This window comes from Bacillus thuringiensis, assembly GCF_001595725.1.
GTDB classification, from domain to species: domain Bacteria; phylum Bacillota; class Bacilli; order Bacillales; family Bacillaceae_G; genus Bacillus_A; species Bacillus_A thuringiensis_K.
Genome location: NZ_CP014282.1, coordinates 4,213,335 through 4,230,222 on the forward strand (window position 1 = coordinate 4,213,335; position 16,888 = coordinate 4,230,222).

Genomic DNA, 16,888 nt, shown 5'->3' on the forward strand with positions numbered 1-16,888 from the left:
CGATTCACTGCTATACGTGTGCATACGCCTAGTTAGTAGACTTCCTTTCTATAATTTTTGCTAGTTCATCACTAGCTGTATAGGTAAGCTTTTACACTACCTACACTTCCATCATTTATTTTCCTCTTCACTACCTCCTTTATATATAATCTTAGACATAATTATTTCCTCTTTATCAATACATATCATTATACTGCAAAAGGAAGAACAAACCAATTGCAGTCGGTTATTTATTTTCGTACTCATCAAATGACCAAAGTGGCGCTTGGTAAGCTTCAACAGTTAAATATGTCATATATTCATTAGCTGTTACTGTTAATACGTCATTAACTAATTCATACAATCTAACATCGCTGTCTATCTTCTTCCACTTTTTCACTTTAAGAAACTTCCAAATATCATCATCTGTCACTCGGTCGTAACCGAACATTTGAAACTCTTCTACTTTACTTTCTAAAACGACTTGTAACTGTCCGCGGTATGATTCTACCAAAGCCTCTCTATCTAACATCTATAACATCTCCTTCTTATTTCAGCACGAAAAAGTCGCTTTAATCCCGCTCTAATGGACAGCAATAACTACTTTCAAGAGCACTATCATACTTCACTCTCTTAAATGCTTGTCATTCTTGTCTCGTACGTGCATATAAATTATTGTAAATCATTCCATTGATTTTGAGAAGGTAGGAGAAGAACATGACGAGACAAAGCTTTTTAAAAGGCGCATTTATTTTAATGATAGCCGGCTTTATTACAAAAATACTCGGCTTTATCAACCGCATAGTAATGGCACGTATTTTAGGAGAAGAAGGCGTTGGTCTTTATATGATGGCCGTTCCTACATTCATTTTAGCAATTACATTGACACAAATTGGTCTTCCTGTCGCCATCGCAAAATTTGTAGCAGAAGCGGAAGCTGTGAACGATAAACAAAGAGTTAAAAAAATATTAACCGTATCACTAGCTGTTACATCCGTTATTAGTATCATTTTAACAATCGGAATTATGTTCCTCACACCTATTTTAGCAAAAACATTATTAACCGACGAAAGAACGTACTATCCATTAATGGCCATTTTGCCCGTTGTTCCCGTTATTGCTGTTTCTTCTGTTTTGCGTGGTTACTTTCAAGGGAAACAAAACATGAAACCTAGCGCTTATGCGCAAGTTCTAGAACAAGTCGTCCGCATTACCATTATCGCTATATGCATCCAATTATTTTTACCTTACGGCATAGAATACGCTGCAGCCGGCGCTATGTTATCAGCTGTTCTCGGTGAAGTTGCATCGTTATTATTTTTACTCACGTTATTTCAGCGAGAAAAACATTTATCAATACGTTCTGAATTTTTCACTACTGTAAAAGAAAGCAAAGGGACATTTTATTCTCTGATGGATATTGCCCTTCCAACTACAGGAAGTCGTTTAATCGGTTCCGTTTCATATTTTTTTGAACCTATTGTCGTTATGCAAAGTTTAGCAATCGCTGGTGTCGCTGCCTCTGTTGCAACCCAGCAATACGGTATATTAAACGGTTATGCATTCCCACTCCTATCACTACCCGCCTTTATTACATACGCTCTCTCTACAGCGCTCGTTCCTTCTATTAGTGAGGCAATGGCAAAAAGACAACATAAATTAGTAGAGCACCGTTTACAACAAGCACTTCGAATTTCATTAATTACCGGCGGATGGTCTGTCGTTATATTATACGTATTCGCTTCTCCTGTTTTAACTCTTATGTATGGATCAGACAGCGCAACAGCATTCATTCAACTTCTTGCGCCTTGCTTTTTATTTCATTATTTCCAAAGTCCACTTACCTCTGTTTTGCAAGCTTTAAACTTAGCAAGAGCTGCAATGATGAATACATTTATTGGTGCCATCGTGAAATTAATCGTTATTTTTGTACTAGCATCAAGGCCAGAATTTCAAATGATGGGGGTTGCGCTTGCTATCGCTGCAAATATTGTAACAGTAACATTTCTTCACTACGCTACTGTTTTGAAAAAGATTACATTTACCATTTACGCAAAAGACTATATTTTCGGCGGACTTGCCATCGGTATCGCAGGCGCCTTCGGTTTTTATCTTCATAAATATATTATTTTCTCTCATTCCCTTGGCATACAAACATTATGGGAAATCACTTTAACAACAATTGTTTATATCGTACTTCTCTTCACTTTCAAACTCATTCGAAAAGAAGAGTTAAGTCGCCTCCCTATTATTCGTAAACTTTCATTTTTGAAATAAGGTGAAACTTTAATCAGTGGGGTAATCTCCACTGATTATTAGTTACACTAATCATTCTTACTCTTTCAAAGAATAAGTATCTAATTTTCTTTTAAATCAACAAAAAATTGTCCGTTTTGAAAACTACAGTATAAAATTTGTGTTATATCGTTATAACCTAAGTTTTTTAATTTCTCAATAAGCCATTCATCTGTATGCTCAATCATTTGTAAATGGCTAGATTGAATTTCTCCATCAATAATAAGAGGAAGCGTAAACCGCAATGTATCTTGTTTATTTTTTTGTTTTTGAAAGACAGATAACTTCCCAGACGGTTCCAAAATAGCATATTCTACATCCCGAATATCTCCAACTCCTTGTTCCCTTAATTGCATCATTAAATCATCAATATTATATCGCTGGTTTCTCATCTTTTTTTCAGCAATCTTTCCCGCATTAATAATAATTGCTGGTTCACCTTCTATTAAATGCCGAAATCGTTGAAACTTTAATGAAATGACTGACAAAATGATTTGTATGCACATAAGAAAAGCCATCGGAACTAATTGATGCCAAAGTGATTTATCGGTATTTTCAATTGCTACTACAGCCATTTCTCCAAGCATAATAAATACGACTAAATCTAATACACTTAGCTCTCCTATCTCACGTTTACCCATAAGACGAAAAATAATTAAGATAATGATATACAAAAGCATTGTCCGTCCAATTACCGATATCCATTCCATTCCTACATCTCCTTTTTTACGTATAGACTCCCCTATAAAAAAGAAACTAGTCTAACTTGGGCAAAAGGAAAATATGCTTGTATTAAAAAGGGGGAATGCATAAATGGATGGAACGAAAAAATTATCAACTGCAATTGGCTTCGGTATTGTTACGCTACTAATTCTCGCATCTATTACTAGTATGATTATGGCTCTTTTATTAAAGTTTACGAATATAAATGAAGGGACATTAACCGTTACTATTTTTATACTCGCTCTTTTATCTATGCTTATGTCTGGATTTACTGCCGGCAAAAAGACTCAAGGAAAAGGTTGGCTAGTAGGTTTCACAACAGGGCTCACGTTCACTATACTCGTCTTTCTAGTTAACTATTTAGGCTTTTCTCAAACCTTATCGAACTCACAATTACTATATCAATTAGCATTAATGGGGGCGAGTACACTCGGTGGTATTTTCGGTGTAAATATGTCAAAGCAAAGTAACTAAAAAAGGCCCTGCACATTTCATGCAGGGCCTTCCACATTAGTTTTTCACAACTTCACGAATCGCATTGCGATCGAAAGTTAAGTGTGAACCACCAGATTTAATAACGATTTTTGTCTCATCTACTGATTCGATTGTGCCGTGTAAACCACCGATTGTTACGATAGCATCACCTTTTGCTAACTCACTTTGCATTTGAGCAACTGCTTTTTGACGTTTTTGTTGCGGGCGAATTAATAAGAAATAGAAAATCGCAAACATCGCAACGATCATAACGATATTCATCATACCTGCATTCATCTTTTGTTCCTCCTTTTAAATTATGTATTAGAAGTTTTTAGCATTCGGTTTATTAAAGCCATACTGTTCAAAGAACTCTTCGCGGAAATCGCCAAGACGGTCTTCACGAATAGCTTGTCTCACCTGCTCCATTAAGTTTAACAGAAAATGAAGGTTGTGATAAGACGTTAAACGAATTCCGAACGTTTCATCACATTTCATTAAGTGACGAATATACGCACGTGAGTAGTTTTTACATGTGTAGCAATCACAGTTTGGATCAAGCGGACCGAAGTCTCTTGCGAATTTCGCATTTTTTACAACGAGTCGACCTTCACTTGTCATACATGTACCATTTCGAGCGATACGAGTTGGAAGTACACAGTCAAACATATCAATACCACGAATTGCACCATCGATTAATGAGTCAGGAGAACCTACACCCATTAAGTAACGAGGCTTATTATCTGGAAGAAGTGGTGTTGTAAACTCAAGTACACGGTTCATAATATCTTTCGGTTCACCAACAGATAAACCACCTACAGCGTAACCAGGGAAGTCCATTGAAACAAGGTCTTTCGCACTTTGACGACGAAGCTCTTCGTACTCCCCGCCCTGTACAATACCGAATAAACCTTGATCTTGCGGACGTTCATGCGCTTTTAAGCAACGTTCTGCCCAGCGGCTCGTACGCTCTACAGATTTCTTCATATATTCAAAAGTAGCCGGGAATGGCGGACACTCATCAAATGCCATCATAATATCCGAACCTAATGCATTTTGGATTTCCATCGCTTTTTCTGGTGATAAGAATAATTTATCTCCATTTAAGTGATTACGGAAGTGAACGCCTTCCTCTTCAATACGACGGAAGTCACTTAAACTGAATACTTGGAAACCACCAGAGTCTGTTAAGATTGCACGATCCCAGTTCATAAATTTATGCAAGCCGCCTGCTTCACGAATAATTTCATGACCTGGACGTAGCCATAAATGATACGTATTACTTAAAATAATGCCAGAATCCATTGCTTTTAATTCTTCCGGTGACATTGTCTTAACTGTCGCAAGTGTACCAACTGGCATAAATGTTGGTGTATCAAATGAACCGTGCGGTGTATGCACACGACCTAAACGGGCACCCGTTTGTTTACATGTCTTAATAAATTCATAACGAATTGCTGTCATAACTTACTCCTTTTATTTGTTTCTCATTTTAGCGTGAGATGCAACGAACATTGCATCACCGAAGCTAAAGAAACGATATTTTTCTTTTACTGCTTCATTATAAGCATGAAGTACATTATCTCTATTTGCAAATGCACTTACAAGCATGATTAATGTTGATTTCGGCAAGTGGAAGTTTGTAATTAAACCATCAATTGCTTTAAATTCATATCCCGGATACATGAAAATATCTGTCCATCCAGAAGCGGCGCAAAGCTTACCGTCATGATCTGTTGCAATTGTTTCTAACGTACGAGTTGATGTCGTACCTACAGTAATAATACGTCCACCATTCTCTTTCACACGATTTAATAATGCCGCTGTCTCTTCAGACATATGGTAATATTCTGCGTGCATATGGTGTTCTTCAATCGTGTCTGCAGAAACTGGTCTAAATGTTCCAAGCCCTACGTGAAGTGTAATGAATGCCAACTGAACGCCTTTTTGCTTTAACTTCTCAAGTAACTCTTCTGTAAAGTGAAGTCCCGCAGTCGGCGCTGCTGCTGAACCGATTTCTTTCGCATATACTGTTTGATAGCGATCGCGATCTTCTAGCGTCTCTTTAATATATGGAGGAAGTGGCATTTCCCCAAGTTCATCTAAAATTTCATAGAAGATGCCGTCATATGAAAATTCAAGCTGACGTCCACCTTGATCTGCAGTTCCTGTGCAAGTTGCTTTTAATTTCCCTTCGCCAAAAGAGATAACAGTTCCTTCTTTTACACGTTTCGCTGGCTTTACAAGCGTTTCCCACTTATCGCCTTCTTCTTGTTTTAAAAGAAGTACTTCAATGTGCGCGCCTGTATCTTCTTTCACACCGTGCAAACGAGCAGGCATAACTTTCGTTTCATTTAAAACTAAGCAATCCCCCTCATGTAAGTAAGAAAGAATGTCCGTAAAATGTTTATGCTCAATATCACCTGTTTCACGGTCTAACACCATTAATCTTGATGTTTCACGATCTTCTAACGGGACTTGTGCAATAAGTTCTTCTGGTAAATGAAAATCAAACAGATTTATATCCATAGCTATATCCACCTATTTCTTATTTAAATCGATTTATTATATACATAATAAAAGATAGTACAATACTTAACACAATACATGTAATGATAGGAAAATAAAAGGTAACGTTTCCTTTTTTCACAAAAATATCGCCTGGAAGCCTGCCAATGAACTTCCAAGCTAATCCAACAACGATGAGTAAGATTCCCGCTGTAATAAGCATTTTGGGCATCTCCATCATACTTTTGGTATCTCCATTCCGAAATGTTCATACGCAAGCGGCGTTACAATTCGGCCCCTTGGCGTTCGTTGTAAAAAGCCAATTTGTAATAAATACGGCTCATACACATCTTCAATCGTATGAGATTCTTCTCCAATTGTTGCTGAAACCGTTTCTAATCCAACTGGACCGCCACGGAATTTCTCAATAATACCAAGCAGTAATTTATGATCAATATGATCTAGACCTAATTTATCTACTTGCAGTAGCTCTAATGCCATTTGTGTAATTTCCATCGTAACCGTTCCGTTACCACGAACTTGCGCGAAATCACGTACACGTCTTAAAAGACGATTCGCAATACGAGGTGTACCACGAGCACGTCTTGCAATTTCTAATGCAGCTAACGAATCGATTTCAACTTCAAATACTTCTGCTGTACGTTCAACAATCGCAGAAAGCTGATCTACTGTGTAGTACTCTAACCTTGAAAGTACACCGAAGCGGTCACGAAGCGGTGCCGATAATGCTCCAGCACGTGTTGTTGCTCCAACTAATGTAAATGGCGGTAAATCTAGGCGTACAGAACGTGCTGAAGGCCCTTTTCCAATTACAATATCAAGGCAAAAGTCTTCCATCGCAGGATACAATACTTCTTCAATTGATCTATGCAAACGATGAATTTCATCAATAAATAATACATCCCCTGGCTGAAGCGCTGTTAATACAGCAGCTAAATCTCCTGGTCTTTCAATTGCGGGACCTGAAGTTGTTCTAACATTAACGCCCATCTCATTGGCAATAATATTCGCAAGCGTCGTTTTACCAAGACCTGGTGGTCCATATAAAAGCACGTGATCTAACGTTTCTTCACGCATTTTCGCCGCTTCAATAAATACTTCTAAATTATGTTTTGCTTTATCTTGGCCAATATACTGACGGAGCGTCTGTGGCCGTAATGAATATTCTAAATCCGCATCTTCATATGCAGATTCCCCTGAAAGGAGACGTTCGTCCATTATACTCACCTCTTACCATTTAGTAAAAGACTAAGTGCCTTTTTAATATACTGATCCGTCGTTAATGATTCTTTTAATAACTCTGGTACAACACGAGAAACTTCGCGTTCTGCGTATCCAAGTGCGCGGAGAGCTTCCAGTGCCTCATCAAGCTCAGCTGATGAACCTTTCTTCTCATCAAAACGTTCTGTGTCTGAGAATAAATCAACAAATGCATCTGGTACGACATCTGCTAGTTTTCCTTTTAAATCTAAAATCATTTGGCGTGCTGTTTTCTTTCCGACGCCTGGGAATTTCACTAAAAACTTCTCATCTTCATGCTCAATCGCTTGAACGACCTGTCCTGTTTGACCAGAAGCTAAAATTGCAAGAGCTCCTTTTGGCCCAATGCCAGACACGCCTAACAACTTTGTAAATAATAAACGCTCTTCACGTGTTTTAAACCCGTAAAGTGCCATAATATCTTCTCTCACATAATGATATGTATAGACACGGATTTCTTGCTTACTTCTTTGAAATACATACGGATTTGGTGTGAAAATTTGATAACCAATTCCATTATGATCAATTACGACATATTCCGGCCCTACATACTCCACGTAACCTGTAACATATTCAAACAAAATACGATCTCTCCCTCTTAAATCATGTATTCCATTTTAACATATTTAATGATAGAAAAGCGAGACTGCCCCAACAAATGTTCTCCACTTGAAACTTCTGTTATTTTCCATTGACAGAAAGGTTAAAGCACCTTAATATACAGAAGTCGATAATGATTATCAATACTAATTAAAGGGGTTGCATCAGGATGAAACGTAAGCTATTTATTTTATTTACTATTATGCTCGTTGTTCTTTCTATCGTTGGCTGTTCTTCTCAAAAAGAAGAATCGAAGGCAAAAGAACAACCGAAAACAAAAGTTGTAAAACATGCTAAAGGTGAAGCTACAATTCCAGTAAATCCAAAGAGAATTGTTGACTTATCTGGATCAACAGAAGAACTATTACTTCTTGGACACAAACCTGTTGGTACAGCAAATACATATAAAGATAAAATCCAAACTCACTTAACAGACAAGTTAGATGGAGTAAAAGCAGTAGGTTGGTACTGGGCACCTAAAGTTGATTTAGAAGCTGTTACTGCTTTAAAACCAGACTTAATTATTTTAAACAACCGTCAATTAAAAATTTATGATCAACTAGAAAAGGTTGCACCTACAGTTGTTCTAGAAACAAACTTAGAAGACTGGCGTGGTAAGTTTAAAGAAGTAGGTAAGCTATTTGACGAAGAGAAGAAAGCAGACAAATGGATTGCAGACTACGATAAGAAAGCAGACTCTTTATCTAAAAAAATTAAAGAGAAAACAAAAGATGAGAACTTTATGTTCGTTGCAGTTACACCACAAAACTTCCGTGTATACGGTAGCTTCGGATACGGTGACATCATCTTTAATGACTTAAAACTTCCAGCAACAAAAGGTACGGATTTAAAACAAACGATGGCGCAAGTATCACTAGAAGGTCTAGTTGCATTCCAGCCTGACCAAATGTTTATTGTAAACTTCGGCGGCGAAGCTGATAAAGTTTACGAAGACTACAAAAACAGTGCCGTTTGGAAAGACAATAAAGCAGTTAAAAATAATCACGTATATGAAGTATCAAATGAAGTCTTCAATACGAAAGCATTCAATCCAATCGGAAAAGATATGCTAATTGATGAAATCGCAAAAGAAATTTTAGCTAAAAACAAATAAGAAAAAAAAGCAGCTCACCATGAGCTGCTTTTTTTCTTACTCTGAACTGCGTATTGCTTCATTTTTTCAATCGTCTTCACAAAACCTTCTTTTGATTTAATACGAATGCCACGTTTCAATTTCGCACGTTCATAGCTCTCAAGCTTTTTCATATCAATTTGAAAGAAAGAATGGATCGCATTATCACTTTTCGGTACACCTTTGAAAATTTGTAATATCCCTTCCTCTGAAACACCAAAATACCCGCTCGTTTTCAATAACGGAGAAATATCATCAACTTTCTTTTGCAATACAATTTGTACATCATCACGATCAACGAGCTGCCATTCTTTATACTGCTGTAAAAACTTTTCTAAATCCGTCACTTTTTCTGTAAGTATTTCTTCGCTTACTTCGCCATCAACATACATACGCTCTAATAAAATTGTAACCTCAGGTTCTTTTTTCGTTACTTCTGGTACTGGCCCTTCCGCCTTCACATTCGTTCCATAAACGAAACAAAACATCATAACGAAAGCTTGCATCGCAATCAGTATCCATTTCATTTCCGTTCACCTCTTTTAGGCAAGATCATACTTTCATTAGTAGTTTTTCCGGAAATGGGGGTTTTATCCATATTACATTTCTTTCGAAAAATAAAAAATGCAGATAAGGGTTTACCTCATCTGCATGTATCATTTACTTTTATATAAAATGAAAGACGCCTGCAAAGCAGGCGTCTTGATGCGTTTACGGCGAGAGACCAGGCGACCACATTCGCGTGTTTAGCACTTAAGCATATCTCTCGTCTTACGTAAATTAGCTCATCGCTTTGTTAATATAACATTAATAAATTATAAGTGCAACATGTTTATAAAAATATTTTATTCCCTCTTTTATCCAACTGAATAATATGTAAATTATAAATTGATAAAAGTAATATATATGTTACAATTAATATAACAGCGAAATCATAATAAACAGGAGATGGATATTGTGAAAAAAATAAAGGATGAACGTCTCATTCTGAAAACATTAAAAAACATACGTATTGCCTTTCTTTTTCAATCGCTTGGTATAATTGGCATTTTAGGCTATATCGGATTCACTGAAGGAATGGATCAAATTACGAAATCTCCATTATGGCTATTATTTATTCTTACAAGTATCGTCCTTAGTTATTTACAGTTAAGTGTTTCAATCGATGTAGAAGAAAGTGAAAAGGAAATAAAGTCAACTCCTTATTATAAACTTGTCTTCCGCTCCCTTATTGTAGGAATCGTTATGGCTATTATTTATATTATTTTCAGTCCAGAAAGACCACTGTTTGAAGCTATTTTAACAGGTAGTATTCTTTTCATATGCTTTTTAGTTTCTTACTCCGTTAGTTATTTTATTAAAAAACGTCGTTTACAAGACAACGATGAATAAAGAGGAAGGGCTCACCCTTCCTCTTTTGTTTTGTTATCGCACTGTACCAGTTAAACCGTAACGAATGTCTCGGAACATATTCACTATGTCACGATTAAAATCGTTTGTAACTGTACCGTTACGTAGACGCGTACTCATTGCATCGACACGAGTAAACATATCATTTCTTACAGAAACATATACGTTTCTGTTTCCAACTTCATTTGAAACCGCTTGACGAATTTCGTTCGCCATCGCCGTTTCATTTGTCACTGTGTTACGTGGTTTTACCGCAATCGCTACATCGTTTCCATATACAACTGTAGACACACGGTCTACGTTATTCATACGTTTCACACGATTTGTTATTCTTTCAGCTGTTTTACCATCATTGTTAATGTATGAATTGTTCATTGTAATATTACGAGTTGGATGCGGATTAGCAATTTGTCCATTGTAATTTACATCTCGATAATAATTGTATCCTGTATCGTTACGACCATTTCTATATGTTACATAATCTGTATAACGATCATTACGTGTCACATTATCACGATACTGGTGTGTATCATTATAAGATGTACGTTCGTAATTGTAGTTACGTCCATCCATTGCATTGTTATCTTTCGGTGTACCACATGCAGCTAATGCACTGGTAACTAACAAAGAAGCAGCAATCACTTTTACTTTCGTATTCAATACAAAAACCCCCTCTGTTAGAATGAGCTTCTCTACTGAAAAGCTCCCTCTTATGATGAGTAACCGAGAAGGTTTTTACACTGTTAATATTTCACTGGGAATTTTCTAGCACTTCATAAAAAAACTTCATTTTCTTAATTAACAGGAATGTAAAAAAGGCGGGAATACTCCCGCCTTTTTAAACTTCTTCTTCGTCCTCTTCTTCTGAAACGGGCTCTCCAAATACATTCGGTGGATCTGGTTGATAATACATCGTTCCTGGCTGTGGTGCATATGCAGACTGAGTTGGTTGGTAATATAAAGGATTCGCATATTGCGGACCGCCTGGTTGTGGACTATATAGTCTACTTTCTCCTCCGCATCCACAATCTTCCTCACCCTGCACAAGCGGCGGCATATTATTATCCATTGGCATCATATTCGGGTTTGGCATAGACGTATATTGCGGTCCAAACGGCGCTCCTTGCTGATATGGCATTTGATATGGATTTGGTTGTTGATAATACGGATTCGGCGGCATCATGGGCTGTTGATACGGCATTTGATAGGGCATCATATTTGGTGGTTGATTGTTATCCATAATCGGCATCATATTCGGCATTTGATTGTTATCCATAATCGGCATTACATTCGGCGGCTGGTTGTTATCCATAATTGGCATTATATTCGGTGGCTGGTTGTTATCCATAATCGGCATCATATTCGGCATTTGATTGTTATCCATAATCGGCATCATATTCGGCATTTGATTGTTATCCATGATCGGCATCATATTCGGCATTTGATTGTTATCCATAATCGGCATTACATTCGGCGGCTGGTTGTTATCCATAATTGGCATTATATTCGGTGGCTGGTTGTTATCCATAATTGGCATTATATTCGGTGGCTGGCTGTTATCCATGATTGGCATTATATTCGGTGGCTGGTTGTTATCCATGATTGGCATTATATTCGGTGGTTGGTTGTTATCCATGATTGGCATTTGAATATTTGGCGGTATGACTTGTGGAATAACTACATTTTCTTTCGATACATTTGGCGATACTATATTCCCTACATTTTCTTTTTTCACTTGCGGTGACACTATATTCCCTACATTTTCTTTTTTCACTTGCGGCGATACTATATTTCCTACATTTTCTTTCTTCACTTGCGACGATACTATATTTCCTACATTTTCTTTCTTCACTTGCGGCGATACTATATTTCCTACATTTTCTTTCTTCACTTGCGGCGATACTATATTGTTTTTTTTCGTTTGCGGAGAAATGATATTGTTAGGTTTCATTTTACTAATTTGAGGAGCAATTAACTCGCTTCCTTTTTTTATTACATCTGAAATTTTATATTCTTTTTTCGGTTTTATTGGTGGTTGTGGCGGCTGCGGTAATACATTTACCGAAAACTTCGTGTTTTCTTTTTCCGCCGGTTTTTGTTTTTCTATCACAGGTGGTTTTTGAATAACAGACGGTTTTTCAACTGGTTTTTCTTTTTGAATTGGCTGTTCTTTTTGCACTTCTTTTTGCGGTTTCACCTGTACCTCTTTTTGCGGTTTCACCTGTACTTCTTTTTGCGGCTTTACCTGCATCTCCTTCTGCGGTTTTACTTGCACTTCTTTTTGTGTTTGTTGCATAGCTGGCTGCTGTGTAATTGGTGCTGATTGATACGTAACTTCTTCCTCATCTTCTATTCCAAGCGGAGTTGGTGTTGCTGCAAATTCTTTTTGCTGCACTTCTTTTACGTATTGCTTTGGAGGCGCTGAACCTGCTCCAGCCTGTTGTTTCATGTGAACACTCTTTGATGGCACTTTAATTTTCATACCTGGCATGATTAAATCTGGATTACTAAGTTGTGTATTTGTTTTTTTCAACGTGTCAAAATCCACTCCGTACTTTTTCGCAATTTTCCAAAGGGTATCCCCTTTTTGCACGATATGAATTTTCAAATTTTCCCCCTCCTGTATAACTTATCTATAAGTAACAAATCTCATGAAGTAACTCTTTTTCTAAATAACATTAACTTCTTTTCACTTTTATCACTTCTTCGATTTTCAATATCATTAGAAGCGGAATAAGCATAAAGAACCACAATGATTTCTTCAAAACAATGTATGCCCATTTTGTTCTCGTTATGATTATATGTACGAAAAAAAGCAACGGGAATCCGCTGCTTTACACACGCTCTAACATACGATTTAATGCAAGAACTGCCTCTTCAGTCACTTGTTTATCTACGCTAATAACGTTAATTACTTCTCCTCTTTCTATCATTTCAAGTGCCCATAATAAGTGCGGCAAATCAATTCGGTTCATCGTTAAACACGGACACATAAATGGATTAAGCGAAACAATTTCTTTATCTGGATGTTGCTTAATAATTCGATTCACTAAATTCATTTCTGTACCAATCGCCCATTTACTTCCAGATGGAGCCGCTTCAATCATATCAATAATATATTTCGTTGAACCTGCATAATCCGAAGCAGCTACAACTTCGTAGCAACATTCTGGATGTACAATAATGTTCATGTCCGGATGATTTTTCCGTACGTTCTCAATGTTTTTCACTGTAAAGTTTTGATGAACAGAACAATGTCCTTTCCATAAAATCACTTGAATTTCTTCTATATCTCCATCGTACTCTAATGAATCTGTGTGTGGGTCCCATACTGCCATTTTATCTAACGGGATACCTAAATCGTACGCTGTATTTCTCCCTAAATGTTGGTCTGGTAAAAAGACGAGACGTTCTTTTTGAGTAAACGCCCAAGATACCATTTGCTTTGCATTAGAAGAAGTTACTGTTGCTCCGCCATTACGACCGCAAAACGCTTTAATTGCAGCTGTAGAGTTAACATACGTTAACGGAATCATCGTATCTCCAAATAATTTTGTGAGCTCTTTCCACGCTCTTTCTGTTTGTTCAATATCTGCCATATCCGCCATCGAACAACCTGCACGCATATCTGGTAAGATGACAACTTGATCATCTGTCGTTAACATATCTGCTGTTTCCGCCATAAAGTGCACCCCGCAAAACACAATATATTTTGCGTCTTTATTGCTCGCTGCAACTTGCGCAAGCTGAAGTGAATCCCCTGCTGCATCTGAAAATTGTACCACTTCATCTTTTTGATAATGATGCCCTGGAATGAATAACATTTTCCCCATTTTCTCTTTAATTTCACGAACCCGATTTTCCATATCTTCCGTTGACATCGTGTAATAACGCTCTGGTAACATCGTTTCAATTGGCTGTACTTGTTCTAAAATACTCATATACGTTTCTCCCCCTCTAAGCCACTTTCCTTACCCTTCAATATTGAAACTAATATCAAGTGCTTTCACTGAATGTGTTAACGCTCCAAGTGAAATATAATCTACCCCTGTTTTTCCGTATTTCGATAAATCTTCAATTGTGATGCCACCTGAAGCTTCTGTAACGATAGCGCTTGGTACAATTTTTGAAAACTCCCGAATTTCATCTGGCGTACGATTATCGAACATAATAATATCCGCACCAGCAGCAACAGCCTCTCTCACCTGTTCCTCAGTTTCTGTTTCTACTTCTACTTTCACCATATGTCCTAACTTTTCTTTCACTGATGTAACAGCTTTTGTAATAGAACTAGCAAACGCAATATGATTGTCTTTAATCATGACCCCATCATATAAACCGAAGCGATGATTAAATCCACCGCCGCACACGACTGCATGCTTATCAAACATACGTAGTCCTGGCATCGTTTTTCGCGTATCACAAATGCGAGTATGACTACTATCTAAAGCAAGAACCGCTTTATGCGTCATCGTCGCTATTCCGCTCATACGCTGAATAACGTTTAATATAACGCGCTCTGCTGTTAATAACGATGCAATTGGACCTTGCACAGTTGCAATGATTTCGCCTTTTTCTACAAGGTCCCCATCTTTTTTATGAAGCTCTACTTCAATTCTCTCATCAATTAATTTAAATCCTGATTCAATTACTAAACGTCCTGCAAAGACCCCTGTATCCTTCGCAAGAAACGTTCCTTTCGAAAGCAAATTATCTGGAAAAATAACCTGAGATGTTACATCTCTTTCCCCTATATCTTCTAAAAAAAATCGATTTAATGCTTCTTTAACTTTTATCGTGTTCATAAAGCCCCTCTTCCCCTCATCACACAAGTTGTCGTTTTCTCTTTACTCGAACAATCTCTTTCTTTCCTATATTTCTATCTGGATAATCACTCCGGTAATGCCCGCCAATACTTTCTTCTCTTTGCAAGGCTGACACAACTATAAGCTCACAAACCGTTAACATATTAATAAGCGTTATCTCTTCATTCGTAAGAACATCATGTTGTAATATCATATTTCGAACACCATACTTACTAAGCCATCTCTTCGCATAAGATAAACTTTGCTCTGTTCGCACAATCCCAACATATTTCATCATGCATTTTTGTATTTCTTCTTTCGTCGGTAAATGATTCAGAACGATAAACGTTGCTTCCTTTTCGGCTAGCATATTCACCTTTTCTTTTGTCTCTCTAGATAAAATATGTCGTCCGATTCTTTTTCCAAACACAAGACCTTCTAATAATGAATTACTCGCTAATCTATTTGCACCATGAACCCCGTTACAAGCTACTTCACCGACTGCGTATAAGTTCGAAATAGACGTCTCTCCATCACAGTTCGTTTTCACGCCGCCCATGTGAAAATGAGTACCAGGCACGACTGGAATAAGTTTTTTATTTATATCGACTCCATTTGTTTTACATATCGATGACACGGTCGGAAAGCGTTGTTCAAAGTTTTGAATCATTTCGATGTTTAAGTACACTTTTTCACCCGCAAGTAGCTGTTCATGAATAGCCCTTGCGACTACATCACGAGGCGCTAAATCCTGTTCGGAATGTATATCCATCATAAAACGCTGCCCTTTTCCATTTATAAGGACAGCTCCTTCTCCGCGAACAGCTTCGGACACAAGACCAGAACAACGCCCACCCGCGTATAACATCGTCGGATGAAATTGTATAAACTCTAAATCTACAAGCTCTCCACCTGCACGGTACACCATTGCAAGTCCATCGCCTGTAATCGTCTCATCATTAGAAGTAAAGGCGTATAAACTGCCAATACCACCTGAAGCTAACACCGTATAATCTGCATTGTAACGTTTCAATTCGCCTTTATTGTTGCGAGTTAAAGCCCCAACACATTTATCTTTTTCTATAATAAAATCGAGCACCATTTCCTGTTCCACTACCGTAACATATGGAGCTACTTCTTGAATAAGATGCTCTAATAAATTCTTTCCTGTTGCATCGCCACCTGCATGTACAATACGACGTTTTCGATGCGCTCCTTCTTTTCCAAGATGAGGACCTGTTTCATCTCCATCAAATTTCATCCCATTTTCAATAAGGTTATTAATTTCTTTCGGTCCTTCCTCAACTAAATAACGGACCACTTCTTCATTGTTATAATGACACCCTGCTACTAACGTATCTTCAAAATGATCATTAGGATTGTCGTATGTAGCTACTGCTGCGGCAATTCCACCTTGAGCTAAATGTGTATTATTATTACGTTTCGTCTCCTTTGTGATAATAATCACATTCTTTTCGTGACAAATCTCTTTTGCAACACGAAGTGCCGCAACACCACTTCCAATAATTAAGACATCTGCACTTGGCATAATTGTTGCCTCCTACTTTACACTTTTCAACTGTCTTGACACCTATATTTACATAGTTTTAAAATAATGACAAGAGTTTTTTTATAATTCTTATTTTCACTACCATTTAAAAAGTAAAAGAACTGTAACTCT

At 37.3% G+C, this 16,888-nt stretch carries 17 protein-coding genes and 1 pseudogene; 4 read left to right on the forward strand and 14 right to left on the reverse strand.

All coding sequences use genetic code 11. The annotated features are described in order from the left end of the window. Positions 1 to 226: 226 nt before the first annotated feature. On the reverse strand, positions 227 to 511 hold the full coding sequence (locus AXW78_RS21055; RefSeq protein WP_000886980.1) for a post-transcriptional regulator: 285 nt from the start codon (positions 509 to 511) through the stop codon (positions 227 to 229). 185 nt (positions 512 to 696) lie between these two features. Between AXW78_RS21055 and spoVB the strand changes: the two genes are divergently transcribed. Further along, entirely contained in the window at positions 697 to 2,256 is a 1,560-nt protein-coding gene (gene spoVB, locus AXW78_RS21060; protein ID WP_000198295.1) for a stage V sporulation protein B, read from the forward strand. 80 nt (positions 2,257 to 2,336) lie between these two features. Here the strand turns inward: spoVB and AXW78_RS21065 are convergent, their stop codons facing one another. Next, positions 2,337 to 2,984, reverse strand: coding sequence for a DUF421 domain-containing protein (locus AXW78_RS21065; protein ID WP_061884596.1), 648 nt, complete (start codon positions 2,982 to 2,984; stop codon positions 2,337 to 2,339). 103 nt (positions 2,985 to 3,087) lie between these two features. Between AXW78_RS21065 and AXW78_RS21070 the strand changes: the two genes are divergently transcribed. Continuing rightward, on the forward strand, positions 3,088 to 3,471 hold the full coding sequence (locus AXW78_RS21070; protein ID WP_061884597.1) for a TIGR04086 family membrane protein: 384 nt from the start codon (positions 3,088 to 3,090) through the stop codon (positions 3,469 to 3,471). A gap of 36 nt (positions 3,472 to 3,507) precedes the next feature. Here AXW78_RS21070 and yajC read toward each other — a convergent pair whose 3' ends face one another. From yajC to ruvA, 6 genes are read right to left on the reverse strand one after another with little or no spacing between them, the layout of a single operon-like run. After that, complete coding sequence (gene yajC / locus AXW78_RS21075) at positions 3,508 to 3,768, reverse strand: preprotein translocase subunit YajC (RefSeq protein ID WP_000991115.1); 261 nt, start codon at positions 3,766 to 3,768, stop codon at positions 3,508 to 3,510. A 27-nt stretch (positions 3,769 to 3,795) separates the two neighbouring features. Continuing rightward, on the reverse strand, positions 3,796 to 4,935 hold the full coding sequence (gene tgt / locus AXW78_RS21080) for a tRNA guanosine(34) transglycosylase Tgt (RefSeq protein ID WP_000125365.1): 1,140 nt from the start codon (positions 4,933 to 4,935) through the stop codon (positions 3,796 to 3,798). A gap of 12 nt (positions 4,936 to 4,947) precedes the next feature. Continuing rightward, positions 4,948 to 6,000, reverse strand: coding sequence for a tRNA preQ1(34) S-adenosylmethionine ribosyltransferase-isomerase QueA (queA, locus tag AXW78_RS21085; RefSeq protein ID WP_000354014.1), 1,053 nt, complete (start codon positions 5,998 to 6,000; stop codon positions 4,948 to 4,950). Positions 6,001 to 6,019: 19 nt separating this feature from the next. Continuing rightward, positions 6,020 to 6,220 (reverse strand): DUF2905 domain-containing protein, encoded by a 201-nt coding sequence (locus AXW78_RS21090; protein ID WP_000970410.1) that lies wholly within the window; start codon positions 6,218 to 6,220, stop codon positions 6,020 to 6,022. After that, positions 6,217 to 7,218, reverse strand: coding sequence for a Holliday junction branch migration DNA helicase RuvB (gene ruvB / locus AXW78_RS21095; RefSeq protein ID WP_000344449.1), 1,002 nt, complete (start codon positions 7,216 to 7,218; stop codon positions 6,217 to 6,219). The genes AXW78_RS21090 and ruvB overlap by 4 nt, the downstream gene beginning before the upstream one ends. 5 nt (positions 7,219 to 7,223) lie before the next feature. Beyond that, positions 7,224 to 7,841 (reverse strand): Holliday junction DNA helicase RuvA, encoded by a 618-nt coding sequence (ruvA, locus tag AXW78_RS21100; RefSeq protein ID WP_000464511.1) that lies wholly within the window; start codon positions 7,839 to 7,841, stop codon positions 7,224 to 7,226. A gap of 188 nt (positions 7,842 to 8,029) precedes the next feature. On the opposite strand from ruvA, the gene AXW78_RS21105 reads away from it, so the two are divergent. After that, a complete protein-coding gene (locus AXW78_RS21105; protein ID WP_000823612.1) occupies positions 8,030 to 8,974 on the forward strand; it encodes an iron-hydroxamate ABC transporter substrate-binding protein in 945 nt (314 codons plus the stop codon). A gap of 14 nt (positions 8,975 to 8,988) precedes the next feature. On the opposite strand, the gene AXW78_RS21110 is transcribed toward AXW78_RS21105, so the two are convergent. Further along, complete coding sequence (locus AXW78_RS21110; protein ID WP_000871192.1) at positions 8,989 to 9,519, reverse strand: BofC C-terminal domain-containing protein; 531 nt, start codon at positions 9,517 to 9,519, stop codon at positions 8,989 to 8,991. Between the two features lie 430 nt (positions 9,520 to 9,949). On the opposite strand from AXW78_RS21110, the gene AXW78_RS21115 reads away from it, so the two are divergent. Continuing rightward, positions 9,950 to 10,384: a hypothetical protein gene (locus AXW78_RS21115; RefSeq protein ID WP_000721216.1), complete on the forward strand. Its 435-nt coding sequence runs from the start codon at positions 9,950 to 9,952 to the stop codon at positions 10,382 to 10,384. 33 nt (positions 10,385 to 10,417) lie between these two features. Here AXW78_RS21115 and AXW78_RS21120 read toward each other — a convergent pair whose 3' ends face one another. The 5 genes and pseudogenes from AXW78_RS21120 to nadB form a co-directional block, all read right to left on the reverse strand. Next, complete coding sequence (locus AXW78_RS21120; RefSeq protein WP_001093537.1) at positions 10,418 to 11,062, reverse strand: YhcN/YlaJ family sporulation lipoprotein; 645 nt, start codon at positions 11,060 to 11,062, stop codon at positions 10,418 to 10,420. 1,791 nt (positions 11,063 to 12,853) lie between these two features. Continuing rightward, a pseudogene (gene safA, locus AXW78_RS35755) lies at positions 12,854 to 13,010 on the reverse strand (SafA/ExsA family spore coat assembly protein); the annotation flags it as partial. Positions 13,011 to 13,236: 226 nt separating this feature from the next. After that, positions 13,237 to 14,343, reverse strand: coding sequence for a quinolinate synthase NadA (nadA, locus tag AXW78_RS21130; RefSeq protein ID WP_000025343.1), 1,107 nt, complete (start codon positions 14,341 to 14,343; stop codon positions 13,237 to 13,239). Between the two features lie 30 nt (positions 14,344 to 14,373). Then, a complete protein-coding gene (nadC, locus tag AXW78_RS21135) occupies positions 14,374 to 15,207 on the reverse strand; it encodes a carboxylating nicotinate-nucleotide diphosphorylase (RefSeq protein ID WP_001092248.1) in 834 nt (277 codons plus the stop codon). A 19-nt stretch (positions 15,208 to 15,226) separates the two neighbouring features. After that, positions 15,227 to 16,756, reverse strand: coding sequence for an L-aspartate oxidase (gene nadB, locus AXW78_RS21140; RefSeq protein ID WP_001138534.1), 1,530 nt, complete (start codon positions 16,754 to 16,756; stop codon positions 15,227 to 15,229). Positions 16,757 to 16,888 lie beyond the last annotated feature (132 nt).